Raw genomic sequence first — 26,689 nt, 5'->3', positions numbered from 1 at the left:
CAGAACCGGACAAGCTCCGCGCGTTGTTGCTGCGGTTCCTTGAGAGCAGGAACGATAAGAGCATCGGCCTTGACGATGATCTTCCTGTCCTGCTGGCGCGGTGCGGATACGCGGCAATCTAGGTCCGCTTTCCACCCATAGCGGAAATCCCGGAAGTCCACTCGTCGTCAGGCGTTTCGGGAGCCCTGCCGCTTCGCCCCGGTCCACCCGTGCCGCTCGGCCCAGGCCAGCGCCAGCTGCGGCCAGACCGCCGCCGGCCGGCCTTCGATCAACCTCACACCGAACCCGTGCCCGCCTTCCTCGAACAGATGCGCCTCCACGGGTGCGCCCGCCGCCCGCAGCGCCGACAGCAGCTGCAGGCTGTTCTCCACCGGCACCGCCGCATCGTCCATGGCGTGCAGCAGGAACGTCGCGGGCGCGCCCCGCCAGTCCATCCGCTCCAGCGAATAGCGTGCCGTCGCCTCCGCCGTCGGCGCCTCGCCCAGCAGCTCCCGGCGCGACCCGGCATGGACGAACGGATCGGCCATGGTCGCCACCGGATACAGCAGGATCGACAGGTCGGGCCGGAACGAGACGACGTCCGCCTCGTCCGCCGCCGCATAGGTGGCGTCCGTCCGCGCCGTCAGCATCCCCGCCAGATGCCCGCCCGCCGAAGCGCCCAGCACGGCCACCCGGGCCGGGTCCAGCCCGTCCGCCGCCGCCCGCGCCCGCACCAGCCGCAGCGCCCGCTGCGCATCCTGCAGCGGCGCGTCCGCGCCGGCCGCCCAGCCGTCGCCCGGCAGCCGGTATCGCAGCACGAAACAGGTCACCCCCGCCGCGGCGAACACCCGCGCGCAGTCCAGACCCTCCTTGTCCACCACGGCCCATTTGTAGCCGCCGCCCGGGATCAGCAGCAGCGACGCCCCGTTCGCCCGCGCCGGCCGCAGCACCGTCAGGATCGGCTCGGTGGTGTATTGCGCGAAGCGGTCGTGGAAGGCCGGATCGGTCGACCGCTCCACCACGCGCGGCGTCACGGTGACCCGCGCCCCGCCCGGCGCCGCCCCCGGCCACAGCCGGATCGTCTCAGCGGGATCGGCCGGCGCCACGGTTTGCGACACCGGTGTCATAGCGGCGGCCGCGAGCCCCAGGGCGGTGCGTCGGTTCAGGTTCATGGGAGGTCTCCTCTGCGGGAGGGTAGGGCGGCGTGGCGGACGGAGGCAAGGCTGGCGGCCCGTCCACCTCCCCATCGGCCTTCGCCGATGGAGAGGAGGACGCTCTGCTGGCAATCCGGGAAATTATGGTCCGATAGCGCGGAAAACCTCCCGCGGTCTCAACCACATCGCCTTTTCCCGAAGCGACTTTCCCGCCGGAGGAAGCCGCGGGCGTACGATGTTGCGGTTCATCCGGCGGTCTTTGACAATCGAACCCACAGCCCGCGCCGCCAAGGCGCGCCAGCACCCGTTCGAGCGCTGCCCCGATGTAGACTCTGCCGACTCTGCCATAGCGAATTTTCGCGCCTCCGGCGCCGACTCTGCCGACTCTGCCACAGCGTTTTTTCAGGATTTCGCCCGGGTAGAACCCGCCTCAGGCCAGCTCGACCGCCATGGCCACGGCCTCGCCGCCGCCGATGCACAGGCTGGCCACGCCCCTCCTGCCGCCGCGCGCCTGCAGGGCCGCCAGCAGGGTCGCCAGCACCCGCGCGCCCGACGCCCCGATCGGGTGGCCCAGAGCCGTCGCCCCGCCGTTCACGTTCAGCTTCGAATGAGAAATCCCCAGCTCCTGCATGGCGATCATCGGCACCACGGCGAAGGCCTCGTTGACTTCCCACAGGTCGACGTCCTCGACGGACCAGCCGGCCTTCTTCAGCGCCTTCTGCATCGCCGGCACCGGGGCGGTGGTGAACAGGCCCGGCTCATGGGCGTGGGCCGAATGGCTGACGATGCGCGCCACGATCGGCAGGCCCAGCGCCTTCGCCACGCTCTCGCGGGTCATGACCACCGCCGCCGCGCCGTCCGAGATCGAGGCCGAGGAGGCCGCGGTGATGGTGCCGTCCTTCGCGAAGGCGGGCTTCAGGTTCGGGATCTTCTCCGGCATGGCCTTGCCGGGCTGTTCGTCCTCGCTGACCGTCTCGACCCCCTTGCGGGTGGTCACCTCGACCGGCGTGATCTCGGCCTTGAAGGCGCCCGTGGCGATGGCGTCGCGGGCCCGGGTCAGACTCTCGATGGCGTAGGCGTCCTGGGCCTCGCGGCTGAACTGGTAGGTTCCCGCCGTATCCTCGGCGAACGAGCCCATCGGCTTGCCGGGCGAATAGGCGTCCTCCAGCCCGTCCATCATCATCGAATCGACGATGACGTCATGGCCGATCCGGGCCCCGCCGCGGTGCTTGTTCATCAGATACGGGGCGCCGGTCATGCTCTCCATGCCGCCCGCCACGATCACGTCGGCGGATCCGGCCGTCAGGGCGTCCGAGGCCATCATGACCGCCTGCAGGCCCGAGCCGCACATCTTGTTGACCGTCGTCGCCTCGACGTGGCGGCCGAGGCCGGCGCCCATCGCCGCCTGCCGCGCCGGGGCTTGGCCCAGCCCGGCCGGCAGCACGCAGCCCATGTAGATCTGCTCGATCTTCTCCGGCGCGACGCCGGCCCGCTCGACCGCCGCCTTCACCGCCGTGGCGCCCAGCTCCGTCGCCTTCACCCCGGCCAGGGCGCCCTGGAAGCCGCCCATCGGCGTGCGGGCGAAAGAGCAGATGACGATCGGATCGGACATGGGCGAAACCTTGGGAGAGAAGCTCTGGAAAATCGGACGGCTAGATCGGCTCTTTGCCAGCGGGGCGCAAGCCTTGGCCTACCGGGGGGTCATGGGGCCGCGGCGGACCTCGCCGCCACCCCAGCTGCGCGAGGCCGGGATGAAGCCGAACTCGGTGACCCGGTCGCGATGGGCCTGCACCGGCGTGCGCATCAGGGCCCGCGCCAGCTTGTTCAGCGGGCCCAGCGGCGTCTCCGTCTCGACCCGCTCCAGCCACGCCGCCAGCTTCGGCCAGCGCGCCGCGTCGACATTGACCTGCACCGCGCCGGCGTTGACGAAGGCCGGCGCCACGCTGAGATCGGCCATCGACGGCGCACCGAACAGGAAGCCGCTCTCCGGCGTCACGCCCTCGAGATAGTCGAGGATGCCGGGCAGCTCGACGTCCCGCGCGTGCTCGACCTTGGCCTGATCGACCTCGCTGCCGAAGAACCGGGGCTTCAGCGCGATCTCGAAGAACAGCCGCCAGCCCAGCACGTCGAACAGCCGGGTGTCGGCGAACTCCTCCAGCCAGCGCGCCTTGGCCCGCTCGACCGGCTCGGCCGGCCACAGCGACGGCCCCGGTCGCGTCTCTTCGATGTACTGGACGATGACGCTGGAGTCGCACAGCGTCACCTCGCCCTCGACCCACACCGGAATCCGCCGCAGCGGACTGATCCGGTCGAAATCGTCGTTGCCCATCAGCCCGACGATCGGATCCAGCTGCACCTCGACGCCCTTCAGGGCGCAGGCCGCCAGCACCTTGCGGACATAGGGCGACACCGGATTGCCGACGATGGTGACCGGCTCCATGGCTCAGGCGGCCTCTTCGCCGGCGCGGGGCATCATCTCGCCCACGGTGGGCCGGTTCTCGGCCAGGGCCAGCTCGATGTCGCGCGGCTTGACCAGTTCGCCGCAGCAGCCGCAGGCGATGCGCGGCGTCAGCTCGTGGCCGCAGGTCTTGTGGGTCATGGAGACGCCGGCGTCCGCCCCGCAATAGACGTGCTTGGCGCCCCAGCCGTGCAGGGTGACCAGAACCCCGTACAGGTCCTTGCCCTTGGCGGTCAGCACATACTCGTTGCGCGGCGGCCGCTCCGAATAGAGCCGCGGCTCAAGCACCCCGTGCTGCACCAGACTCTTCAAACGCGCCGCCAGCACGTTGCGCGCCACGCCCAGCCGCTCCTGCCACTGCTCGAACCGGCTGACCCCGTTGAAGGCGTCGCGGATGACCAGCAGCGTCCACGGATCGCCGATCACCTCCAGCGTGGCGGCGATCGAGCAGCTCTGGCGAGAATAGTCTGCGGTGCGTCCCATGGGCGCAAACGTGACCCCACGTCAGCCTTTTGGCAAGAGGGTTGCCAATCTGAACGGACTAGGTCAGTCTTGTTTGGCTACGGACACGCGGCGATCCCGCTCGCGGCGTTTCCCGATCCCTCGACTGGGGCGGAGGGTTTCGGCCTTCCGCCCTCTCCTTGCTCGCGATACTCCGGACGCATGACCCAGCAGACGCTTGCCGAGGCCCTGACCCTGACCGACGACGGGGCGGGCGGCTTCACCACCCGGCTGGACGGCGGCTTCTCCAATGCGCCCCAGTCCGCACCGCAGGAGCGGGGTGCGCCCTTCGGCGGCCTGATGGCGGCGCTGGCGGCGGGCGCCATGCGTCAGGGCCTGGGCGTCGAGACGCCGCTGCAGACCCTCACCATCCAATACCTTGCCGCCGCCCGTTTCGAGGAGGCCCGATTCACGCCCGTCCTGAACCGCGGCGGCCGCAACGTCGCCTACGCCTCGGTGGTCGGCGGCCAGCCCGACCGCCCCGCCATCCAGGCGATGGGCACCTATGGTCGCGATGTCGCCGGTCCCGTGCTGACGCCCCTGACCGCCTCGCCCACGCCCGTCGACACGCTCGAGCCGACGCCCCTCGATCCTGCCTTCGGCCCCTGGTTCACCCGCCACATCGACTACCGCTTTGTCGCAGGGCCTCGCCTGTTCGGCGACAACGCCGGCCGCACGCCTGAACTCGGCTGCTGGATGCGGACCACCGACGCGGCCCCTCTGGACGAGGCGCGGCTGCTCTTCCTCCTCGACGGCCTCTACCCGACCTATTTCACCGCCCTCCCGGCCCCGCCGGTCATCTCCGCCAGCGTCGACCTGCGCGCCGACCTGCTGACGGAGATCACCCCGGACCTGTCGCCGGAGGGTTGGGCCTATTTCCACTTCACCAGCCGCGACGTTGGCGGCGGCTGGGCCGTCGAGGACGGGGTCGCCCACGCCCCCGAAGGCCGCCCCATCGCCCTGGTCCGCCAACGCCGCAAGCTGATGCCGAGCCGCGGCCCTACTTCCTGACGTAGCGGTTCAGGAAGGCCAGATAGGCCTCCTGCGCCGTGATCCGGTTCTCGCGCCGCTGGAAGCCGTGGCCCTCGTCGGGGAACAGCACGTATTCGACCGGCACGCCGTTGGCCCGAACGGCCGCGACGATCTCCTCGCTCTCGACGGGCAGCACCCGCGGATCGTTGGCCCCCTGAACCACCAGCATGGGCCGGCGGATGCCGGAGGCGTGGAACAGCGGCGAGATGCGCCGGTGCCGCTCGCCGTCCGTGGCCGGAACGCCCATCTCGTCGAACAGCGCGTCGCGCTGCGCGCCCCACCAGGCCGGAATCGACTCCAGCGTCCGCACCCAGTTGGTCACGCCGTAGATGTTGATCCCGGCGTCGAACGCCTCCGGATGGAAGGCCATGGCCGCGGCGGTCAGGAAGCCGCCGTAGGAGCCGCCCATCACCGCCACCTGGTCGTCGGCGACCCAGTCCTGCTGGCGCAGCCAATGCCCGGCGTCGACGATGTCCTGCAGGTCGGCCTCGCCGTGGGCGCGGTCGTCCATGTGGAAGAACGTCTTGCCGTAGCCCGACGAGCCCCGGTTGTTGGCCGCCAGCACCGCAAAGCCGTGGTTCACCAGATGCTGGATCTGGGCTGAGTAGCCGCGGGTGCTCTGCCCGCCGGGGCCGCCGTGGGTCAGCACGATGGCCGGGGCCGGGTTGGCCGCCGAGGCGCCCTTGGGCCGGTAGAGGACGCCGGGAATGATCGTCCCGTCGGAGGCGGCGTACCGGACTACCACCGACCCGACCAGATCGGCCTCGTTGATGGCCTGGTTCAGCGCGGTGAGCAGCCGCCGCGCCTGCCCCGTGGCGAGGTCGGCCGTCCAGACGTCGTTGGGCGAGGTGTCTGACGAGACGGTGAAGGCGATGCGCGTCTCATCGGCGTTGTAGCGGATCTGGCCGATGCTGCCGGCGGGCATGCCGTTCAGGCGGACCGGCTGGCCCGTCGCCGTGTCGAGCAGGGTCAGCTCCGTCGAGCCGTCCGCGTTCAGCGCCCAGACGCGATAACGGCCCGAGGGCGAATAGCTGACGAACTCCACATCCCAGTCGGCCTGGATCAGCGGGGCCTTGGCGCCGGTGGTCAGGTCGTGGGTCCAGGCCTGCCAGAACTCGCCATGCTCATTGGTGCCGTAGACCAGCTTCCGGCTGTCGGGCGTGAAGGCGTAGGTGGCATGGGCCACATCGCCTTCGTGGGCGGTGACCAGGCGCGGCTCGCGGTCGCCCTGCAGGTCGACCAGATAGACGTCGCTGTCGGCGCTGGTGACCGGCTTGTCGATGGCCAGCCAGCGTCCGTCCGGCGAGACATCGGCGATCAGCACGCCCGGGTTCTCGAACACCAGCCGGCTCTCGTAGGTGTCGGCGTTATAGGCGTAGAGATCGAAGACCTCCGGATCGCGGACGTTGGACGTCACCCAGAAGATGTCCCGGGCCGCGTTCCAGCCGAGCAGGTCGGCCTTCACCGCCTCGCCCGGCGTCAGGTCGCGCACCGTGCCGTCCAGCTCGCGGACATAGACGTGGGTCAGTTCGCTGCCGCCGCCGCCGCTGTCGGCCATGAGCAGCACGCGGTCGTCGTTCGGGAAGTAGCTGACGCCGCGCGTGGCCACCGTCGTCGAGGCGCTGAGCGCGACCGGCTCGCCACCGTCGATCGGCAGGGCGTAAGCGTTGAAAACCCCCGTCTGGTCGCTCGAGATCAGAACCGAACGGCCGTCGGTCGAGAACGCGAGCCCGGCGGGACTGGACATGCCGTAGCTGCGGGTCTGGAAGAACTCGGCGGCGCTGTAGGTGCGGTGCGCATCGGTTTCGACGGATGTCCCGACAGCCGGTTCGGCCCATGCCGGCGCGGCGACCAGAGGCGCGGCGGCGGCGAGCGCCAGAACGGACGCCATGCTGGCGGTGGTGAGTTTCATCGGTAGCCCCTGTCGATTGCTGGTGGTCATCGTCAGAGGAGGCAGGGGAGTGTTTCAGATGCGACCTGTCGCGGATTTAACCTCGGCCGCCACGGCGTTCACTCCAGCGGGTCGCCGCGCAGGGCGATCAGGGGAATGATGATCTCCTCCTCGTCGTCCAGATGCCGGCTCAGCTGGGGAGCGGCGAGAGCGAGCACTTCGGCCAGCCGTTCCACGCGGTCGCCCGCGTCGGCCGCGCCGCCGACGACCGCCTGATGCAGGGCCCGTCCGGTCTCCACCATCGCCTCGATGTGGGTGTGAATGGCGTCGTGGTCGCGGTCCAGCAGGTCGATGCCCGCCGCGATCCGCGGCTCCAGCCTCCGCAAGGCCGGGAAATAGTGGCCGCTTTCGATCCGGTGGTGGCCATCGAGGTGCTGCAGGAACTGCTGCAGGGCCGGGATCAGAGCCTGATGTAAGGTCCGGACATCGAACTGATCCGTGCGCCAGGCGCCGATCATCGCCCCCATCTCTGTCTGATGCGCGCGAAACCCGCCGTGCATGTGCAGCCAGCGGCGGGCGGTTGGATGCAGCCCGCCCATGGTCCAGCGCTCGCGCGGGAAGGATTGGCTCAGATACAGGAACTCGTCCGGCAGGCCGCCACGTGACGCGAGCGCCAGCGGATCGTCCGGCTTGTCAGGCAACGGCCGTCGTCGACTTGATGAAGCCGCCGCCCAGCAGCCGGTCGGCGTCAGCCGGATCGTACAGGGCGCAGGCCTGTCCCGGGGCCACGCCTTCCTCGCCGGTTTCGAAGGCGACGGAGACCGCGCCGTCGATCAGTGACAGGCGGGCGGGAGAGGGGGGGCGGGTCGAGCGGACGCGGGCCAGCACGGGGGCGCCCGCCTCCGCGGCCGCCTCGATCGAGGGCGCGTCGCCCAGCCAATTGGTTTCGTCGAGCGTCAAGCCGGCCGTCAGCAGGGCCTCGCGCGGGCCGACGATGACGTGGCGCCGGGCCGGATCGAGCTTCGTCACGAACAGCGGCTCGCCCACGGCGACGTTCAGGCCGCGGCGCTGGCCGATGGTGTAGTCCGTAATGCCCGAGTGCGTGCCGAGAACACGACCGTCCATGTGCACGATCTCTCCGGCCTCGCGTCCCTCCGGGCGCAGCTTGTCGATCAGCGTCCGGTAGTCGCCGTTCGGCACGAAACAGATGTCCTGGCTGTCCGGCTTGGCGGCGATGCGCAGGCCCAGCTCGGCCGCTACACCCCGCACCTGCGGCTTTTCCAGATCGGCCAGCGGGAAGCGCAGGTAGTCGAGTTGCTCAGCCGTTGTGGCGAAGAGGAAATACGACTGGTCGCGCGAGTGGTCCACCGCCTTGCGCATCTGAGGGCGGCCGCCGACGACGGAGCGGCGCACATAGTGGCCGGTCGCCATCGCCTCGGCGCCCAAATCGCGGGCGACGTCGAGAAGGTCGCGGAATTTGACCGTCTGGTTGCAACGGATGCACGGCACCGGCGTCTGGCCGGCGAGATAGGAGTCGGCGAACTGGTCGATCACCGCGTCCCGGAAGCGGCTCTCATAGTCGAGCACGTAGTGCGGGATCCCCAGCATCTCGGCGGCGAGCCGAGCGTCGTGGATGTCCTGGCCGGCGCAGCAGGCGCCCTTCTTCTTAAGCGCCGCACCGTGGTCGTAGAGTTGCAGTGTCACGCCAACGACATCGTAGCCGGCCTTGTGCAGCAGCGCCGCCACGACGGTGGAGTCCACGCCGCCTGACATCGCCGCCACAACGCGCGAGCCGACCGGCAGCCCGACCGCCGCGCGTGCGGCCTCGACCGCCGCGTCCATGTCGGCGCGGGCGATGGTCGGAACCGGGCAGATGTCTTCTGCGAGCGTCATGGCGCGCTATCTAGTGCGAAAGCCGCGCGATTTCGAGGCCGACGGAAAAACAGGCCGAAACGACAACGGCCGCCCCCGTCGCCGGGAGCGGCCGTCGCATCTTCGGGGAATGGATTTAGCTGCCGCGACCGTAGTGCTGGATGCGGGTCGTGCGCAGACCCTGCATGCCCCACTTGTCGATCGCCTTCTGCCAGGCGAGGAACTCCTCGGCGGTCAGGCGGTAACGCGCCAGCGCGTCGTCCAGGCTGATCAGTCCGCCGCGAACGGCGGCCACGACCTCGGCCTTCCGGCGGATCACCCAGCGGTCCGTATTGGCCGGCGGAAGATCGTGAAGGGTCAGGGGCGTGCCCGTCGGGCCGACCACGTACTGTTCGCCTTGATTGTTAAGGCGTCGCTCTTGCAACATGGGCTTATGCCTCATTGACCACCATCACTATGGTTCGAACCGTAGCGGTCGGCGGCTAAGGGCCGTTTAAGCGTCGTGGTGAAGGAAAACCTAAAATGGCCTTCCCCCACAGGCTCAATATTCAACAAAGACTTCATTGAGGTTTACGACCCCTTACCCAGAGATCAGCGTTTGATGCTGATCAGTTCGGCCAGCATCTCGTCTGCGGTGGTGATGATCTTGGAAGAGGCGGAGTAGGCGCGCTGGGTTGTGATCAGGCCGGTGAACTCGGCCGACAGATCGACGGTCGAGGCCTCCAGCTGGGAGGAGCCGATGGTGCCGGCGCCCCCGGTTCCGGCGGCTTTCAGATTGTAGGTGCCGGATCCCTGGCTGACCCGGAAGGCGTTGCCGGTGGACTCCAGCAGCGCATCGGGGCTGGGGAAGGTGGCCAGCGCGATCTGGGCGATACGGCGGGTCACGCCATTGTCGAAGATGGCGGTCACGAATCCCGTGTCGTCGATCTTGACCTCCGACAGGTTGCCGAAGGCGGTGCCGTTGGTCAGCACCGCCTGGACAACCGAGGCGCTGTCGTATTGCGTCAGGCCGCCGGCCGAGGCGGTCAGATCGAAGGCCAGAACCTGGTCGTCGATGCCGAGGCCCGCGGCCCAGTTGAACTCGCCGGCGGCAGGCGCGCCGCTGTCGGAGGCGCCGAAGGTCAGGGTCGCGGCCGCGGGGTCGGGGAAGAGGGCGGCGGCGCCCATCGCTTCCATCGCAGCGACGTCGAGCCGTCCGTCCTGGGTGAAGGCCACCAGACCGGTCTTGAGCTGGCCATTCGAGAGGCCCGCGCCGGTTGCGACGTCGGACTCGGGAATGGCCCGGATTTCCGCATACCACTGGTTCGGGACCGTGCTCTTCAGGAACGACAACGCGATGGTCCGCTGGCCGCCTTTGGAATCCGACACAGGGATGGTGAGTTCGAAGTCGGGCTTCACGCCGTCACCGGTTTCGGGATCCCACATCGACATCGAGTTGGTCGCGGGATCATAGGCGTTGGCGCCGACCGGCACGGCCGCGGCGTCCGCCGCCTCGGCGGAGATCGCCTGGCTGGACTTGATGTTGGCATTCAGCTGCACCCGGGTGGTGGGCTCGGCCGTACCGCCGACGGAACCGACGTTGATGGTGCGCAGACGGTTCAGGTCGGACGGATCGGCGTTGATGTTGCCGTCGGCGTCGACCGGCCAGCCCTGCAGGTAAAGGCCGGCGGAGTTCTTCAGATAGCCCAGGTTGTCGACGCGGAAGGCCCCCGCGCGGGTAAACAGGCGAGCGTCCGTGACTTGCAGGTTCTCAGCTTTCTCGGTGACGACGAAGAACCCTTGGCCGGCGATGCCGAGGTCGGTGTTGGACGTTGTCCGCTGCAACTGCCCGGCCTGGCTGGTGTAGTGGCGGGCGCTGGCCAGTACGCCGCCCGCAGAGTAGCCCGCGCCGGTGACCTGGCTGTTGATCACGGTCTGGAATTCGGCGGCCGAGCGCTTGTAACCGACCGTATTCACGTTCGCGATGTTCTGGGAGATGGCCGCGAGGGCGGCGGAGTTGGCGGTCAGGCCGGACACGCCGGCCAGAAGTGCGCTGTTGATGCTCATGGCGCGGGGCTCCTTACGAGAACAGTTTCAGGGGGTTGAGCGACGAGGCAAGCGAGGCCAGCAGGCTCTCGTCCTCTTCGTCGGCGGGAGAGGGAGTTCCGGCGGTGCGTGCTTCCTCGAGCGCGATGACGCTGGACATCGGCACGATCGAGTTGCCGACCGTCAGGTAGGTCTCGCCGTCGTACATCTCGACGCCGGTGATGCGGCCGCGGGTCAGGACCTGGGCGTCGATGGCGCCGCCGGCGGCGTCCTTGGCAACGACCTTCAGCGTATAGACTTGGCCCTCCTGGCCGTCGTTGCCGCTGGTGGCCTCGCCGTCCCACGAGAATTCGTGGACGCCGGAGGTCTTGTTCGGGGCGTCGCCCGACCAGACGACATTCCCCGAGCCGTCCAGCACCTCCAGCTTCACCGAGGCGGCGTTCGTGGCGACTTCATAGCTCCACCCGGCCTCGCCGTCGGTGAACTTGGTGGCGGTCCAGGCGGCGGTGGCGTCCTTGCCGATGTAGTTGGCGGCGCTGGCCAGACCGCCGCCCCCTTGCGCCGCGACAAGGCTCTTAAGCAGTTCGTTGGTCAGCAACTGCTGCTCGACCCCGGCCATCTGCGTCAGCTGGGCCGTGAATTGGTTGGAGTCGACCGGCGACAGCGGGTCCTGGTTCTTCAGCTGCGAGGTCAGCAGGGCCAGGAAGGTCTCGAAATTCGACGCCAGCATGGTCGTGCCGGCGTTGATCCGGTTGGTCGCGTTGTTGGCGGTGGTGACGGCGTCAACCATCGGTCAGACTTTCATGTCCACGCCCGCGGGCGAGAGGGAGAGCGCCAGCCACTGCGGCGGCTGGGCGACATCGGTTTCGGTGTTCAGACGGGCGGCGGCGGCAAAGGCGCGGTTCGATCCGTGCCGGGCGTCCTGACCCCTGTCGAAAGCGCTGGAGCCGCTGTCGCGTTCGGCGAACTCGAAGGCGTCGTCGGCGAGATGGAAGCCCGCGGCCTCCAGTTGGCGACGCAATTCGTCCGCCCGGCCGCGCAGGTCGGTGGCCGCCGCCGGGTTGTCGAACGCCAACCTCGCGGTCAGTCGGCCCTCGGTGTCGACGTCCAGCTTGACGTCCACCCGGCCCAGTTCAGCCGGCTTCAGCGTGATCTCGAAGCGGGTTGAACGACCCTCAAGCTTGCGCAGGATCTGCGCGGCGATCTGCGCCGTGGCGTCGACGGTGGCGCGGGAAAGGGTCGAGAGACTGTGCTCCCGCGCCGGGGCGGGGGCTTCGGTCTGGGTCGTCGCGGATCCGCCCGTCGCGCCCTCTTCCGGGGCCGGGACGGAGGCGTCAGCCTGCGGAGCGGTTCCCGTCGGAGCGGGCGGCGGCGTGGGTTTTGCCGGCTGGTCCGTCGGCGTGGCAGGCGATGACGCTGCCGCACCGAAGGCCTTCGCGTCCGCCGAAGACGGGGAAGGCGCGGAAGGCGCGCTCCCGTCGAGCGGCTTCGAGGTGCGTTCGGCCAAGGCGCGGAGCGGCGGCGGCGCCGGTTGGAGCGAAGCCGCCACAGCTCCCGGCGGCCTGATCGGATCGCCGGTCGGCCCGGGCGGGGCGAGATCTATGGAGTCGCCCTCGGTGGTGAGGGGCAGGGTGATGTCGCCCACTGCCGCGGGCAGGATTTGCGGCTCGGAATTCTTGCCTTGGGTCGTGCCTGGCAGCACCTGCGGTTCCTGGGCCTTGACGACGGGCGTTCCCGGCAGGACGAGCGGCTCTGGATCCTTGGACGGCGCCGTTCCCGGCAGGACCTGCGGCTCAAGAACCTTGCTGCCAACGGACCCCGGCAGAACCTGCGGCTCCGGCGCCTTCACGACCGTGCCCGGCAGAACCTGCGGCTCGGCATCCTTGCTCACGACGCCGCCCGGCAGCACCTGGGGTTCCGGAGCCTTTGCGTCCACGGCCCCCGGAAGGACAAGCGGTTCGGCGTCGGCGATCTTTTCGGGATCGGACGACTCCGTCGGCCGCTCCGGGTCGGTCGTCGGCCGGGCGCTCTCGCCGGCGTCCGAACGGAGCGCGGCTAGCAGCCCCCGGAAGCCGGACGCCTCGTCACCTCCGGACGGCCCCCGCGGGGTCGCCGGCAGGCGGGACGCGATCATGGCGAGGACGGCTTGAGCGGACATGGTCCCGAGGGGCGTCGCCGGAGCGATGTGGCTGGGGCGCCTGCTGCGCCGAACATTCGGATGATGCGGCGCAAGTCGTGGGCCACTTCACGCTCGGCTCACAATCTCCTGAAAAGAAATGGAAAACTCGCCGAGACATGACCAACGGATCGGGCGGCGCACGGTCGATTATTGCCGTGTGGAGACGTTTCTTGCCCGGCGCCGCCCGCCGGGCCGAGAGCCGCGTCATCTGGCCCGCGGTTTGCGCCCCTCGTCGGTCATGACCCAAGCGCGAAACGCGATCTCGCGAAATTACAGTGACTTGACCGGACGGCTGCATCCCGCCGCCGGGCAAAAAGCGCGCATCGGCTGGCAGGCCTTGCCGGGCGCCGCCGCATCGGAGGCCTCCGCATGTCGCTGAACGCCATCATGAACACGGCGACCAGCGGCCTGTCCGCGGCGCAGACCCAGCTCCGCGTCGTCTCGGACAACGTCTCCAACGTCAACACCCCCGGCTACGTTCGCAAGATCGCGGATCAGGTCACTCTGACGAGCCAGGGAATGGGCGCCGGGGTCGAGGTCGCTCGCATCCGCCTCGCGACCGACCGCTTCCTGCAGGCCGCCAGTCTGAACGCCGGCGCCGAGGCCGCACGGCAGGGCGTGCGCTACGAACTCTATGACCGCATCCAGTCCCTGTTCGGCGACCCGGGCGGCGACAGCGGCTTCTTCTCGCAGGTCGACGGCGTGTTCTCCGCCTTCGCCGCCAGCGCCGAGGATCCGACCTCCTCGCCGCGCCGGCAGGATGCCCTGTTCCGCACCCAGGCCCTGTTCGACGAAGCCGGCCGGATTGGCGAGCAGATACAGGCCGTGCGCGAGGACGCCGATGGCCGGATCCAGAGCGCGATCGAGAAGGCGAACAGTCTTCTGCAGCAGATCGAGGGCCTGAACCTCGAGATCGCCCGCGCCACGGTCGTGAATGGCGACGCCTCCGGCGCGGAAACGGCGCAGGCGGCCCTGATCGGGCAGCTGGCCGAACTGATGGACATCCGGGTCTCGGTACGCCCGGTCGGCGGGGTCTCGATCCGCACAGGCGCCGGAACCCTGCTGGCGGGAGAGGGCGCGGCGACGCTCAGCTATACGCGTGCGGGCACCGTCACGAGCGAAACCGCCTTCAACGAAATCTGGGTTACCGAACCGGGCGGGCAAAAGCGTTCGTTACTGGACAGCGTGGTGTCGGGCGAGATCAAGGGTCTGGTCGAGTTGCGCGACGTTGAGGCCCCAGCGACCGCGGAACGGCTGGCCGAGCTGGTCGCCCACGTCGCTGACGAACTGAACCGCGCTCACAACGCCAACAGCCCGGTCCCGGCCCCGACCAGCCTGACCGGCCGCAACGTCGGCCAGACGTTCGAAAGCGCCATTGCGGGCTTTGCGGGCCAGACCACGATCGCCGTTACCAATGCGGCGGGCGTCATCCAGAACCGCGCCGACATTGTCTTCAGCGGCGCCACGATGACGGTGAACGGCGCGGCCGCGACTCCCGCGACCTTCCTCACGGTGCTCAACGCCCAGCTGGGCGGCGGGGCGACCGCCAGCTTCGTCGACGGCAAGCTGACTATCGCGGCCGGCGGGAGCAACGGCGTCGCCATCGCCGACGATCCGACCAGCCCGTCGGCCAAGTCAGGCCGGGGCTTCTCGCACTATTTCGGGCTCAACGACCTGATCTCGACCGATCGCCCGGCCTTCTACGACACCGGTATGACGGCGGCCTCTCCCCACGGGTTCACGGCGGGCGAGGCCCTGAGCTTCCGGTTCACGGGTGAGGGCGGATCGAAGCTGCGCGATATACAGGTTTCGATCCCGGTGGGCGGCACGGTCGGCGACCTGATCACCGCTCTGAACGATCCGGCGACGGGCGTGGGTCGCTTCGGGTCGTTCGCCCTCGCGGCGGACGGATCGCTGGGTTTCACCGGCTACGGCAATCCCGCGCCGACGATGAGCGTGCTTGAGGACACGACGATCCAGGTTCCGTCAGGGGTTTCGGTCACAGAGCTGTTCGGGATCGGCGGCGGCGTCCGGGCGTCCCGCGCCGACGGCTTCTCGCTGCGCGCCGATATTCGCCAGAGCCCGGCGAAACTGGCGCTTGCCCAGCTGAACCTTTCGGTCGCTGTCGGAGCGTCGGCGCTGAGTCCGGGCGACGGACGGGGCGCGCTGCTGCTGGCCGACGCCGGCGAGCGCGCAGCCAATTTCGCGCCGGCCGGCGACTCCTCAGGCGGTTCGATCTCCGTCTCGCGCTACGCCTCCGAGCTGTCGGGCGAGATCGGCGGCAAGGCGGCCGCGGCCAGGAATCGCAACGACACGGCGGCGGCGCTCGCGACGGAGGCCTCGGCCCGGCAGACCGCTTATGAAGGGGTCAATCTGGATGAGGAGCTGGTGCTGATGACGACCTATCAGCAGGCCTTCAACGCGTCGGCGCGCCTGATCCAGGCCGCCAAGGACATGTATGACACGCTTCTGGGGATGGTCTGATGAACCGCGTCGCCACGTTCGGAAACTATCAGTCGGCCCTGCTGGACCTGATGAAGGCCCAGACTCGCGCCGCCGACGCCCAGGAGCGTGTGTCGACGCAGAAGAACGCCACGGACCTCAGCGGCTTCGGCCGGCAGTCGGAGACCCTGACCGCCCTGAAGGGCGCGCAAAGCCGCATCCAGGGCTTCATCGACACATCGAAGGCCGTCAGCGCCCGGCTGACCACCCAGAATCTGGCCATGACCCAGGTGAGCGACGGCATCGCCGGACTGCGGGAGGCCGTAGGCAGCGTGCTGGCCACGGACTCGGCCGGTTCGCTGATGCTGGAGCTGGAAGGTCATTTCCAGGCGATCCGCGGCGGCCTGACGATGCGGCACCATGGGGGCTATCTGTTCTCGGGCGCCTCCACCGCCACGTCGCCGGTGACGGCCGGCACCCTTGGCGAACTGGCGGCCGCGCCGGACGTGGCCTCGGTGTTTGTCAATGACACGCTGAAGACCGCCAGCCGGGTCGCGGAAGGCACAACGCTCGAGACCGGCTTCCTCGCCGATGATCTCGGCAGCGAGGTCTTCGAAATCCTTCGGGACATCCAGATCTTCCACACCGGCGTGAACGGTCCCCTCACCGGCAAGGTGACCGAGGCGCAGAAAACCTTCCTCACTGACCAGCTGGCGCGACTGGAACAGGCCGCAACGGGCGTCATCGACAAGATCGCCAAGACGGGATCGATCGCCAACCAGGTCGACAACATCACCACGGGCCACGAGGCGCAGCTGGGCTCGTTGGACGAACTGGTCTCGAACCGGACCGACGCCGACATGGCCGTCGCGATCACCGATCTTCAACTTTCGCAGGTGGCCATTCAGGCGTCGGCGCAGGTGATCTCTCAGCTCAGGCAGGTCTCGCTTCTCAACTATTTGAGGTAGCGCGACAAATCGCCTCCACGGCCATGCTGGACGCGCTGTTCCTGGCGGAACATAATGCGAACAATGGCTCAGATCGATCTCCGGCGAAAGCTGTCCATCCTCGCAGACGCCGCCAAATACGACGCCAGCTGCGCGTCATCAGGCACGTCGAAGCGCGACTCCGCGGGCGGCAGGGGCCTCGGGTCCACCGAGGGCATGGGCATCTGCCATGCGTATACGCCGGACGGACGTTGCGTTTCGCTGCTGAAGATCCTGCTGACCAATTTCTGCATCTACGACTGCGCCTACTGCATCAATCGGGCGAGCTCCAACGTGCCCCGTGCCCGTTTTTCGGTGGAGGAGGTCGTCGAGCTGACGCTGAAATTCTACAAACGGAACTACATTGAAGGGCTCTTCCTGTCGTCCGGCATTATCCGCTCGGGCGACTACACGATGGAGCAACTGGTGCGGGTGGCGAAGGACCTGCGCACCGAGCATGACTTCCGCGGCTACATCCACCTGAAGCTGATCCCGGAGGCTGACCCGCGGCTGGTCGAGGAGGCGGGTCTCTATGCCGACCGCCTCTCCGCCAATATCGAACTCCCCCGGGACGAGGCGCTGAAGCGGCTGGCGCCCCAGAAGAACGTTGGCGTCATCAAGAAGGCGATGGGCCAGGTCAGGCTGGCGAGCGAGGCGGCAAAGCCTGGCCGCCGGGACAAAGCCAAACCGCCGCAATTCGCCCCGGCGGGTCAATCAACCCAGCTGATCGTCGGGGCGGATGGAGCGCTCGACACCGAGATCATGGCCCGCAGCGCCTCCCTGTATGGCGGCTATGGGCTGCGCCGCGTCTACTATTCAGCGTTCAGCCCTATTCCGGACTCGTCGAGCGCCTTGCCGCTAACGAAGCCCCCGCTGATGCGTGAGCACCGGCTGTATCAGGCCGACTGGCTGATGCGCTTCTACGGCTTCTCCGCGCCGGAAATCGGCGAGGCGGCTACGGATGGGATGCTGGACCTCGCCATCGATCCCAAGCTGGCTTGGGCGCTGAACCGGCGGGAGCAGTTTCCTGTCGATGTGAACACCGCCCCGCGGGAGATGCTGCTCCGGGTGCCCGGGCTCGGCGTGAAGTCGGTGGACCGGATCGTTTCCGTGCGTCGTTGGCGCACGCTTCGGCTGGAGGACATCGCCCGTCTCTGCCGGGGCATCGACAAGGTGCGGCCGTTCATCACGGCGCTGGACTGGAGCCCGGGTGGGCTGACGGACGCCGTCGATCTGCGCGGAAGGATCGCGCCCGATCCGGCCCCGGTGCAGATGAGCCTGTTCTGATGCGTGTCGCGGCGCTCGCGGGAGAGATCGATTTCGGCGGCTGGCGCAAGGCGGCGAGGGCGTTCCGTCAGGCGGGCGTGACGCCGGAGCAGGCGGCGTTCCGCGTCGGAGCGGACGGCGATGGCCTGTTCGACGAAAGCCTTCCTCCGTCTGCGCCGGGCGCGCCGTCGTTCAGCGTCCCCAAGGCATTCGTCGACCTGGCGCAGGAGGTGATCCTGCATCGCTCCGCTGACCGTTTCGATCTGCTCTACCGGCTGCTGTGGCGGCTAGCCGCCGAACCGGACCTGATGCACGTAGTCACCGATCCCGACGTGGCCGACGCCGTGGAGCGGGCGAAGAACGTCAGCCGGGCCAGCCACAAGATGAAGGCCTTCGTCCGCTTTCGGCAGATGGAGGACGTGGCGGGTGAATGCTGGGTCGCGTGGTTCGAGCCGGTGCACCGGGTCGTGGAGAAGACGGCGCCGTTCTTCGTTCGCCGGTTCGCCTCCCTGCGCTGGTCCATCCTCACGTCCGACGGGTCGGCCTCATGGGACGGCGAAAAGCTGACCTTTGGCCCGTCGGCGACTCGCGACATGGCCCCGGCGGAGGACGAGATAGAGGAGTTCTGGAAGACCTACTACGCGTCAACGTTCAATCCGGCGCGGCTGAAGACAAGGGCCATGCAGGGCGAGATGCCACGGCGCTACTGGAAGAACCTGCCCGAGGCGGCGCTTATCCCGGAACTGGTGGCCCAGTCGGCGGTTCGAACGGAGGCCATGGTCGCCGCCTCCGCCCCCGAACCGAACGCCCGTCTCGCCAAGACGCTGTCGCGGTTGAATCGGGATCACGCCTTCGATGAAGGGTTCGTGCCTTCGACCCTGTCCGAACTCGATCAGGCGGTGCAGGCCTGCCGCCGATGCCCGCTGTGGCGCGACGCCACGCAGGGGGTTTGTGGGGAGGGACCCAAGCGGGCGAAGCTGATGATCGTCGGCGAGCAGCCGGGTGATCAGGAAGATCTCGCGGGCCACCCCTTCGTCGGTCCAGCGGGACGGGTGCTGGACGCGGCCCTGGACGAGGTGGGTATCGACCGGGAGGACGTCTTCGTCACCAATGCCGTCAAGCACTTCAAGCATGAGCCGCGCGGCAAGCGGCGACTGCACAAGACCCCGTCGGCAGGCGAAGTCAGCGCCTGCCGCTGGTGGCTCGATGCGGAGCGGCGGCTCGTCAAGCCGAAGGTGATCGTGACCCTTGGAGCGACGGCGGCGTTCGGCGTGCTCGCCCGCAAGGTGGCGGTGACGAAGGAGCGGGGCCGCGGCATCGATCTGACCGACGGCGCCAAGGCGTTGCTGACCGTACACCCCTCCTATTTGCTGCGCATTCCCGACGCTGCCGCCAAGGCCGCGGAGCGGGACCGCTTCGTCGCGGACCTCGAGCAGGCCAAGGTCCTGCTCTAGCGGCGAATTCACCGTGTCTGAACGAATACGGCCGGCCGGCGTTGTTCGGCTCTGCCCCAGCTTTGCCGTGGTCATACCGTAGGCAAATCGAACGGCGCAATCTAGGTAGGGGCATGGCCGCAGCGGACTTTCAGATTGACGAGGACGAGGGCCGCCTGACCCTGCGCCTGATCGGCGACTGGACCGCGACCAGCCTCGGCCGGATATCGCGCCGGCTCGACGACTCGCTGCATCAGCGCTGCGTCGACGCCGTCGATCTGAGCGAGCTCGGGCGTTTCGACACGGCCGGCGCCCTCGCCATCGTCCAGGCTAGCAACTGCGTCCTTCCGGAAACCGCATGGAAGCAGCGGCCCGAGGCGGGACGCACCTACGCCCTCGTCGAGCGGCTCGAGCGCGAGAGCGCGGGGCCGCCCCGTCGGTCGCCCGGCTGGGTCCGCGGCTTCGCCAAGGTCGGACGGGGCGTTCAGGACATCATCGGCGAGGCCACGCTTTCGATGGCGTTCCTCGGCCGGCTGATCGTCGCCGTCGGCGCGGCGCTGCGCCATCCCGGCCGCATCCGCTGGGCGGCGTGGTTCAGCCAGGGCGAACGCGCCGGCCTGGACGCCATACCGATCATCGCCGTGACGAACTTCTTCATCGGCGCGGTCATCGCCTATCTGGGCGCCAATATGCTGACCCAGTTCGGGGCCGCCGTGTTCACGGTCCAACTGGTCGCGGTCTCGGTGCTGCGCGAGTTTGCGGTGGTCATCACCTCGGTGCTGCTGGCGGGCCGGTCGGCCTCCTCCTTCGCCGCCGAGATCGGTTCGATGCGTATGAACCAAGAGGTGGACGCCATGCAGGTGATGGGGGTGAATCCCTTCCAGGCGCTGGTCATTCCCCGCCTCGCCGCCATGCTGGCGATGCTGCCGCTACTCACCTTTGTCGGCATGGTCGCGGGCCTGTTCGGCGGCCTGCTGGTGACATGGAACGAGCTGTCCTACGGACCGGCCTTCTTCGTGCAGCGGATCGCCGAGGACCCCAAAATGGGCACCCATCTCGGGGTCGGCTTGCTGAAGGCGCCCGTCTTCGCCGTGGTCGTCGCCGCGATCGGCTGCCGACAGGGAATGGCGGTGGCCGGCGACGTCGAGAGCCTCGGCCGCCGGGTGACCGCGGCGGTGGTGCAGGCCATCTTCGCGATCATCTTCCTGGACGCCGTGTTCGCGATGATCTTCCTGGAGCTGAACTGGTGACCGGGACGGCCAGAGCGGAAAACCTGATCGAGGTGCGGGGCCTGCTCAGCCAGTTCGGCGAGCGCGTCATCCACGAGGACCTCGACCTCGACGTGGAACGCGGCGAGGTGCTGGGGGTGGTCGGTGGGTCGGGCGCGGGCAAGACCGTGCTGCTCAACTCGATCATCGGGCTGAAGGAGCCCGAGGGCGGGTCCGTGCGGGTGTTCGGCCACGACATGGCGGACCTCAGCAAGGAGCAGTCGGCCGACATCGAACGCCGGACCGGCATCCTGTTCCAGCAGGGCGCGCTGTTCTCGTCGCTCAGCGTCATCGACAACGTCGCCTCTCCGCTGGTCGAGCACACGCGCCTGCCCAAAGATGTCATCCGCGAACTGGCCGAGATGAAGATCGCCATGGTCGGGCTCAAGCCCGAAGCCCACCACCAGAAGCCGGCCGAGCTGTCGGGCGGAATGCGCAAGCGGGTCGGACTGGCGCGGGCGCTGGCGCTGGATCCTGAGCTGCTGTTCCTAGACGAGCCCACCGCGGGTCTGGACCCGATCGGCGCGGCGGCGTTCGACGATTTGATCCGGCAGTTGTCCAACGACCTCGGCCTGACCGTCTTCATGATCACCCACGATCTCGACAGCCTCTACGCCATCACCGACAAGGTGGCGGTCGTGGCGGACAGGCGGATCGTGGCCAAGGCGACCGTCCAGGAGCTGGAACAGTCAGACCATCCCTGGATCAGGGAATACTTCCTCGGCCCGCGCGGCCGCGCCGGCAACAAGGCCGCCTGAGGAGAGCGGAGAGATGGAAAGAGACGCCCACTACGCCGCCGTCGGCATCGCCACCGTCGCCCTTCTGGCGGCCCTGGCTGTTTTCGCCATCTGGCTGGCCCGGCTGCAGTTCAACAGCGACTACGACGTCTACGATATTGTCTTCTACGGGCCGGTGCGCGGGCTGTCGGAGGGCGGCGAGGTGCATTTCAACGGCATCCGGGTCGGAGAGGTCACCGATCTGAACCTGGATCCGAACAAGGGCGACCAGGTGATCGCGCGCATTCGCGTGGACGGCACGACCCCGATCCGGGTCACCTCGCGCGCCCAGCTGGAGCCGCAGGGCATCACGGGTCTGAACTACATCCAGATCACCGCCGGCAATCCGAACAGCGCCATCCTGAAGACCCAGTATCCGGACAATGTCGTGCCGGTGATCCAGAGCCAGCCGTCGCCGATCGCGGAACTCCTTTCGGGATCGGGCACGGTGCTGGCGCAGACGGTGGATGCGCTGAACCGGATCAACCGGGTGCTGTCGGACGACAATGTGCGGTCGTTCTCGACCAGCCTGAAGAACATCGAGTCGTTGAGCACGGAGCTGGAAGCCCGCAAGGGCATGCTGCAGCAGCTGGAGCAGGCGCTGACCCGGGCCAACTCGGCGGTCGCCGAATACGAGGCGCTGGCGGTCAGCACGCGGGGCATCATCGAGGGCGACGGCCGCGAGGCGGTGGCCAAGATCAACGCGGCGGCCGAGGAGGCGCGGACCGCCGTGGCCGCGATCAACCGCATCACCACGGGGGCGGAGGGGCCGATCAACGAGTTCGTCACCACCGGCCTGCCGCAGATGCAGCAGGCGATCCAGGGACTCGACGAAGCCACCCGCTCGCTGGAGGGCCTGATCGACGAGGTGCGGACCAGCCCGCGCGAGTTCATCGGCCGCGGGCCGAGCAAGGAAATGGAGGTCCAGCCGTGATCCGCTCTTCGATCAAGTTCGCGCTTGCGGCGGCCGGCGCCCTCGCCGTGGCCGGTTGCGCCCTGCTGTCCTCGCCCGATCCGGTGCAGACCTACCGCTTCGGGGGACCGGCGGCGGCGAGCGCGGCAACCGAGGGCCAGACCGGCCTGCGCGAGGTCAACCTGCGGCGCGTCCAGTTCCCGGAGGCGGTCGAGGGCGACAAAATCCTCGGCGTTACCGGCACGGAGACGGCCTACATCAAGGGCGCGCGCTGGGTGTCGCCCGCCAGCGACCTGTACATGGAGAGCCTCGAGAACGCCTTCGCGGCGCAGGCCACGCGGGTGCGGCTGATCGGGCCGCGCGAGCTGATCCGGGGTGAGCGGTCGCTGGACATCGACGTGCGCGCCTTCGAGGCCCGCTATGACGCGCCGGGCGCGGTTCCGACGGTGGTGGTGACGGCGCGTGCCCGGCTGCTGGCGCTGCCGGACCGGACGGTGGCGGCGGAACGGACCTTCACGGTGCAGCAGCCGGCGGCGGCCAACCGGGTATCGGCCATCGTCGAGGCGTTCGATATCGCGGCGCGGGACCTGAACACGCAGATCGTCGACTGGACGGACGCCAACACGGGCTGATCAGAGCGGGGCCCGCAGCTCCGACAGACGGCTCTCGACCCGGGCGCGACGGGCCCTGGAGGCCGTCAGTTCGGCCAGCGCCCGGTCGATGCGGGCCACCATCTCGTCACGCAGGCGGAGCAGGCGCTCGCGGTCGGGTCGGACCTTCTTCGGGCGCTTGCCGGCGAGACCGAGCGCTTCGCTCCAGCCTTGACGCCAGTCGGCGACGCCGTCGTGGCAGGCCTTGATCGCTTCGGCGGCGCGGGCGTCGGCGTTCTGGGCGCCGCGGATCAGGGGCAGGGCGCCGAGGGCGGCGGCGCGGCAGGCGTCGAGCGCGGCCTTGCGGGCCTTCAGCGGATGCGGCGTATCCGGGTCGCCGTGGCCGGAGAGGCGGCGGGCGGCGGCGAGCAGGTACGCATCCAGCTCGACCATGGCGTCGCGGACGTCGGTCCAGGCGGTGTCGAGCGCGCCGGAGCGGCGGGCGGCGTCGTCGACGCGGGCTGTCAGGTCGGCGGCGGCCTCCGAGAGCGCGGCGGCGGCGCGGTGGAAGGTCTCACGGAAGGCCTTCAGGCGCTTGCCGTGGCTGTCGAACAGACCGGCGAGGCCTCGGCGGGGTTCGAGGGCCCCGGGGTCGAGGGCTTCGAGCACGGAACGGGCTCTTGTCAGCTGGCCGGCGGCCTCCGTCAGGTCGCCGGCGCGGGCGGCGGCGAGGGCCTGCTCGATCCGCTCGACGGCGGCGGCCCGGGCGGGCTCCGCGAAGGCGTGGGCCACGGCCTCGTCATAGGCCGCGTGGATCGCCTCGACGCGGGCGGCGTCGGGCGCGGGCGCATGGCCCTGCCAGCGGTAGGCTCCGTCCGCCATCACGTCCTCCCGGGCGCTACCGGCCGCGACGCGGTCGCGGCCTGCTTGAGCGCGTTCGGGGAAGTTTGACTACGCCTTGAGCCCTTCGGCAACGGTGTAGGTCGCCTCAGTCTTCGCGGCGACCTCCTCGAGGGTGACGCCGTCGGCCAGTTCGATCAGCTCCAGGCCCGCGCCGTCCGGCTTGACGTCGAAGACGCAGAGGTCGGTGATGATGCGGCTGACCACGCCCGTGCCGGTCAGGGGAAGGGTGCAGGCTTTCAACACCTTGGACTGGCCGTGCTTGTTGGCGTGATCCATGACCACGACCACGCGCCGGACGCCGGCGACGAGGTCCATGGCCCCGCCCATGCCCTTCACCAGCTTGCCCGGGATCATCCAGTTGGCGATGTCACCGTTCTCGGCCACTTCCATGGCCCCGAGGATGGACAGGTTGATGTGGCCGCCGCGGATCATGGCGAAACTGTCCGAAGAGCTGAAATAGCTGCTCTCCGGGATCTCGGTGATGGTCTGCTTGCCGGCGTTGATCAGGTCGGGATCGACCTCGTCCTCATAGGGGAAGGGGCCCATGCCGAGCATGCCGTTCTCGGACTGTAGGGTGACCTCCATGCCTTCCGGAATGTAGTTGGCGACGAGGGTCGGGATGCCGATGCCGAGGTTGACGTAGAAGCCGTCCTGCAGCTCTTTCGCGGCGCGTTCGGCGAGCTGTTCGCGGGTGCGGGGCATCAGGCTTTCTCCCTTTGGGCTGCCGCTTCGCTACTTGAGCCCGGCTCCCTCTGGCGGACGGTGCGCTGTTCGATGCGCTTCTCGGGCACGGTCTGGACAATGCGGTCGACGTAGATGCCCGGGGTATGGATGTTGTCCGGGTCGAGCGAGCCGGTGGGGACGATCTGTTCGACCTCGACGACGGTGACCTTGCCGGCCGTGGCCATCATCGGGTTGAAGTTGCGGGCCGTCTTGCGGAAGACGAGGTTGCCGCGCTCGTCCGCCTTCCACGCCTTGACGATCGACAGGTCGGCGACCAGGCCAGTCTCCATCACATACTGGCGGCCGTCGAACTCGCGGACTTCCTTGCCCTCGGCGACGAGGGTGCCGACGCCGGTGGCGGTGAAGAAGGCCGGAATGCCGGCGCCGCCGGCGCGGATGCGTTCGGCGAGCGTGCCCTGCGGGTTGAACTCGAGCTGGAGCTCCCCGGCCAGGTACTGGCGCTCAAACTCCCGGTTTTCGCCGACGTAGGACGAGATCATCCTGGAGATCTGGCGGGTCTCCAGCAGCTGGCCGAGGCCGAAGCCGTCGACGCCGGCGTTGTTGGAGATGACGGTCAGGCCCTTGGCGCCGCTGTCGCGCAAGGCGGCGATCAGATGCTCGGGAATGCCGCACAGGCCGAAGCCGCCGGACATGACGGTCATGCCGTCGAAGGTCAGGCCCTCCAGCGCGGATTTCGCGTCGGGGAAGATCTTCCGCATCGCTTCCTCTTGTTTTCACCACCTGATGAATATCGGCGGCCCTGTCCGGTCTCTACGGCGGCGGGACGGGCGGGGCAAGTCTCGGGACGGGCGTCGGTCGGAGAGGCGGATTTTACCCGGGTGAAATCCGCAAAAATCGATGTGGCACGGTCGGCAGAGTCGGCAGGGTCTGCAGAAATTCACTGTGGCAGAGTCGGCAGAGTCTACATCGGGGGGCTGAGGGGACGCGCCTGAAGCGGCGGGTCGGGGATTGGATTGTCAAAGACCAGCGAACGAACAGGCGCAGTATGCGCCCGCCGGTTTGTCCGGCGCGTCGACTGGTTTGAGAAAAGCGGATGTGGCTGAAAAGGCCGGGAGATTGCCGGACTATCGGACTATAATTCCGCGAATTGCCAGCGGAGCGTCAGGCTCACCTCCCCATCGGCGTCGCCGATGGGGAGGACAGGTCGATGCGAAGCAGCGACTGGTGGGGGCGGCGCGGGCCCAAAGTGATTGGCGCTCGACCGCCCCGCCTGCGACGCCCCCTCCTGACCGCTGACGCGGTCTGTCCTCCCCATTCGCCTGACGCGAATGGGGAGGTGAACGCGTTAACCTTTTTCTTCGCGTGAGGCGGGCGCGAGATGGTCAGGGGGCCGGGATGGGGTAAAAGGCGAGCCTTGGCGGATTCATGTTCGGGGGACGCGTTGCGGGCTGGCGTCAATACATTGACGGTGACCTTTCTGGTCGGGGTGGCGGCCGGATTGCTGCTGACTCCGGACGGACGCCAGTGGCTGCGCAATCCGACGGTGATGCTGGGCGACCGCGCCAACGCCTCGGCGCCGCCCGAAACCACGCCGGCCTCGCCGCCCGCGGCCGTGGTCGCCGCCCCGCCCGCCATCTCCGCCGTGACACCGCTGTCGGCGCGGCTGGCGCAGGGTCCGCTGCGCATCGGCGTGTTCGGGGATTCGATGGCCGACGGCCTCTACACCGGCCTTTACCGCGACCTGCGCGACCAGCCGAAGGTGACGGTGACCAAGTTCTCGGAGGTTTCGACCGGCCTTTCGCGTTACGACTACGTCGACATCCAGGCCAAGACGCAGCGGCAGATCGAGGAGACGCCGATCGACGTGGCGGTGATCCTGTTCGGCACCAATGACGCGCAGGGCATCAGCCTGGACGGGGTGATCCACGATTTCGGCACCGACGGCTGGAAGGCCGCCTATGCGACGCGGATCGACAATCTGGTGGCCATGCTGCGCAGCCGGGACGTGGCGGTCTATTGGGTCGGCCTGCCGCGAATGAAGAGCACCCGGTTCGACGGCCGCATGGCGCTGATCAACGACGTGGTCGAGGCGCGGATGCGGGCGCTGGGCGTACCGTATCTGGAGACCACCGCCCTGACCTCCAACGAGGAGGGCGGCTACGAGGCCTATCTGCCCAATGCGAGTGGCCGCAAGGTTCTGATGCGGGCCAACGACGGCATCCACATGTCGATGGCCGGTTACCTGCGCATGAGCGGCCCGGTGGCGGAGCGGCTGAAGCGCGACGCCGGGCTGGATCGGCCCGCGCCGACGCCCGTCCAGACTCCCGCCGCCTGAGC

General features: G+C 68.7%; 24 protein-coding genes. 10 read left to right on the top strand and 14 right to left on the bottom strand.

The genetic code is table 11. The annotated features are described in order from the left end of the window. Window positions 1–167: 167 nt before the first annotated feature. From VEC04_RS01675 to VEC04_RS01660, 4 genes are all read right to left on the bottom strand, one after another. Window positions 168–1,151 carry an alpha/beta hydrolase gene (locus tag VEC04_RS01675; RefSeq protein WP_324773198.1) on the bottom strand — a complete coding sequence of 328 codons (984 nt, stop codon included), beginning with the start codon at window positions 1,149–1,151 and terminating at the stop codon, window positions 168–170. A 412-nt stretch (window positions 1,152–1,563) separates the two neighbouring features. After that, on the bottom strand, window positions 1,564–2,745 hold the full coding sequence (locus VEC04_RS01670) for an acetyl-CoA C-acyltransferase (protein ID WP_324773196.1): 1,182 nt from the start codon (window positions 2,743–2,745) through the stop codon (window positions 1,564–1,566). 78 nt (window positions 2,746–2,823) lie between these two features. Continuing rightward, on the bottom strand, window positions 2,824–3,573 hold the full coding sequence (locus VEC04_RS01665) for a glutathione S-transferase family protein (RefSeq protein WP_324773194.1): 750 nt from the start codon (window positions 3,571–3,573) through the stop codon (window positions 2,824–2,826). Between the two features lie 3 nt (window positions 3,574–3,576). Beyond that, the gene (locus tag VEC04_RS01660) at window positions 3,577–4,074 is read right to left on the bottom strand and encodes a helix-turn-helix domain-containing protein (protein WP_324773192.1); all 498 of its coding nucleotides are present in this window, start codon (window positions 4,072–4,074) and stop codon (window positions 3,577–3,579) included. A gap of 180 nt (window positions 4,075–4,254) precedes the next feature. Between VEC04_RS01660 and VEC04_RS01655 the strand changes: the two genes are divergently transcribed. Further along, window positions 4,255–5,103 carry a thioesterase family protein gene (locus tag VEC04_RS01655; protein ID WP_324773190.1) on the top strand — a complete coding sequence of 283 codons (849 nt, stop codon included), beginning with the start codon at window positions 4,255–4,257 and terminating at the stop codon, window positions 5,101–5,103. Here VEC04_RS01655 and VEC04_RS01650 read toward each other — a convergent pair. From VEC04_RS01650 to VEC04_RS01620, 7 genes are all read right to left on the bottom strand, one after another. Then, a complete protein-coding gene (locus tag VEC04_RS01650; RefSeq protein ID WP_324773188.1) occupies window positions 5,093–7,036 on the bottom strand; it encodes a S9 family peptidase in 1,944 nt (647 codons plus the stop codon). The genes VEC04_RS01655 and VEC04_RS01650 overlap by 11 nt on opposite strands. 98 nt (window positions 7,037–7,134) lie before the next feature. After that, window positions 7,135–7,716: a hemerythrin domain-containing protein gene (locus VEC04_RS01645; protein WP_324773186.1), complete on the bottom strand. Its 582-nt coding sequence runs from the start codon at window positions 7,714–7,716 to the stop codon at window positions 7,135–7,137. Beyond that, on the bottom strand, window positions 7,709–8,908 hold the full coding sequence (mnmA, locus tag VEC04_RS01640) for a tRNA 2-thiouridine(34) synthase MnmA (RefSeq protein WP_324773184.1): 1,200 nt from the start codon (window positions 8,906–8,908) through the stop codon (window positions 7,709–7,711). Before mnmA ends, VEC04_RS01645 begins: the two co-directional genes overlap by 8 nt. Before the next feature lie 115 nt (window positions 8,909–9,023). Then, a complete protein-coding gene (locus tag VEC04_RS01635; RefSeq protein WP_168046867.1) occupies window positions 9,024–9,314 on the bottom strand; it encodes a DUF1153 domain-containing protein in 291 nt (96 codons plus the stop codon). A gap of 164 nt (window positions 9,315–9,478) precedes the next feature. Continuing rightward, window positions 9,479–10,933 carry a flagellar hook protein FlgE gene (flgE, locus tag VEC04_RS01630; RefSeq protein ID WP_324773180.1) on the bottom strand — a complete coding sequence of 485 codons (1,455 nt, stop codon included), beginning with the start codon at window positions 10,931–10,933 and terminating at the stop codon, window positions 9,479–9,481. A gap of 13 nt (window positions 10,934–10,946) precedes the next feature. Then, on the bottom strand, window positions 10,947–11,702 hold the full coding sequence (locus VEC04_RS01625) for a flagellar hook assembly protein FlgD (RefSeq protein WP_324773178.1): 756 nt from the start codon (window positions 11,700–11,702) through the stop codon (window positions 10,947–10,949). 3 nt (window positions 11,703–11,705) lie between these two features. Beyond that, entirely contained in the window at window positions 11,706–13,070 is a 1,365-nt protein-coding gene (locus VEC04_RS01620; RefSeq protein ID WP_324773176.1) for a flagellar hook-length control protein FliK, read from the bottom strand. Between the two features lie 390 nt (window positions 13,071–13,460). Between VEC04_RS01620 and flgK the strand changes: the two genes are divergently transcribed. The 8 genes from flgK to VEC04_RS01580 all read left to right on the top strand — a co-directional run bounded on the left by flgK (window position 13,461) and on the right by VEC04_RS01580 (window position 22,807). Continuing rightward, window positions 13,461–15,575: a flagellar hook-associated protein FlgK gene (gene flgK / locus VEC04_RS01615; protein WP_324773174.1), complete on the top strand. Its 2,115-nt coding sequence runs from the start codon at window positions 13,461–13,463 to the stop codon at window positions 15,573–15,575. Next, complete coding sequence (locus VEC04_RS01610; RefSeq protein WP_324773172.1) at window positions 15,575–16,501, top strand: flagellin; 927 nt, start codon at window positions 15,575–15,577, stop codon at window positions 16,499–16,501. The genes flgK and VEC04_RS01610 overlap by 1 nt, the downstream gene beginning before the upstream one ends. A 63-nt stretch (window positions 16,502–16,564) precedes the next feature. Further along, on the top strand, window positions 16,565–17,806 hold the full coding sequence (locus tag VEC04_RS01605; protein ID WP_324773170.1) for a putative DNA modification/repair radical SAM protein: 1,242 nt from the start codon (window positions 16,565–16,567) through the stop codon (window positions 17,804–17,806). Then, window positions 17,806–19,239 carry a UdgX family uracil-DNA binding protein gene (locus VEC04_RS01600; protein WP_324773168.1) on the top strand — a complete coding sequence of 478 codons (1,434 nt, stop codon included), beginning with the start codon at window positions 17,806–17,808 and terminating at the stop codon, window positions 19,237–19,239. The genes VEC04_RS01605 and VEC04_RS01600 overlap by 1 nt, the downstream gene beginning before the upstream one ends. Before the next feature lie 113 nt (window positions 19,240–19,352). After that, the gene (locus VEC04_RS01595) at window positions 19,353–20,468 is read left to right on the top strand and encodes an ABC transporter permease (protein WP_324773164.1); all 1,116 of its coding nucleotides are present in this window, start codon (window positions 19,353–19,355) and stop codon (window positions 20,466–20,468) included. Continuing rightward, complete coding sequence (locus VEC04_RS01590; RefSeq protein ID WP_324773162.1) at window positions 20,465–21,244, top strand: ABC transporter ATP-binding protein; 780 nt, start codon at window positions 20,465–20,467, stop codon at window positions 21,242–21,244. The genes VEC04_RS01595 and VEC04_RS01590 overlap by 4 nt, the downstream gene beginning before the upstream one ends. A 13-nt stretch (window positions 21,245–21,257) precedes the next feature. Further along, the gene (locus tag VEC04_RS01585) at window positions 21,258–22,196 is read left to right on the top strand and encodes an MlaD family protein (protein WP_324773160.1); all 939 of its coding nucleotides are present in this window, start codon (window positions 21,258–21,260) and stop codon (window positions 22,194–22,196) included. Continuing rightward, window positions 22,193–22,807 carry an ABC-type transport auxiliary lipoprotein family protein gene (locus VEC04_RS01580; protein ID WP_324773158.1) on the top strand — a complete coding sequence of 205 codons (615 nt, stop codon included), beginning with the start codon at window positions 22,193–22,195 and terminating at the stop codon, window positions 22,805–22,807. Before VEC04_RS01585 ends, VEC04_RS01580 begins: the two co-directional genes overlap by 4 nt. Here the strand turns inward: VEC04_RS01580 and VEC04_RS01575 are convergent, their stop codons facing one another. From VEC04_RS01575 to VEC04_RS01565, 3 genes are all read right to left on the bottom strand, one after another. Next, entirely contained in the window at window positions 22,808–23,647 is an 840-nt protein-coding gene (locus tag VEC04_RS01575; protein ID WP_324773156.1) for a toxic anion resistance protein, read from the bottom strand. Between the two features lie 69 nt (window positions 23,648–23,716). After that, complete coding sequence (locus VEC04_RS01570; protein ID WP_324773154.1) at window positions 23,717–24,370, bottom strand: 3-oxoacid CoA-transferase subunit B; 654 nt, start codon at window positions 24,368–24,370, stop codon at window positions 23,717–23,719. Next, window positions 24,370–25,110, bottom strand: a complete 741-nt coding sequence (locus tag VEC04_RS01565; protein WP_324773152.1) for a CoA transferase subunit A — start codon at window positions 25,108–25,110, stop codon at window positions 24,370–24,372. Before VEC04_RS01565 ends, VEC04_RS01570 begins: the two co-directional genes overlap by 1 nt. Window positions 25,111–25,820: 710 nt before the next feature. Here VEC04_RS01565 and VEC04_RS01560 point away from each other — a divergent pair. After that, window positions 25,821–26,687, top strand: a complete 867-nt coding sequence (locus tag VEC04_RS01560; protein WP_324773150.1) for a DUF459 domain-containing protein — start codon at window positions 25,821–25,823, stop codon at window positions 26,685–26,687. The last annotated feature ends 2 nt before the right edge of the window (window positions 26,688–26,689 follow it).

It is taken from the genome of Brevundimonas sp. (assembly GCF_035626535.1).
Lineage (GTDB): Bacteria > Pseudomonadota > Alphaproteobacteria > Caulobacterales > Caulobacteraceae > Brevundimonas.
This window is presented reverse-complemented; position numbering and strand designations above follow the sequence as displayed.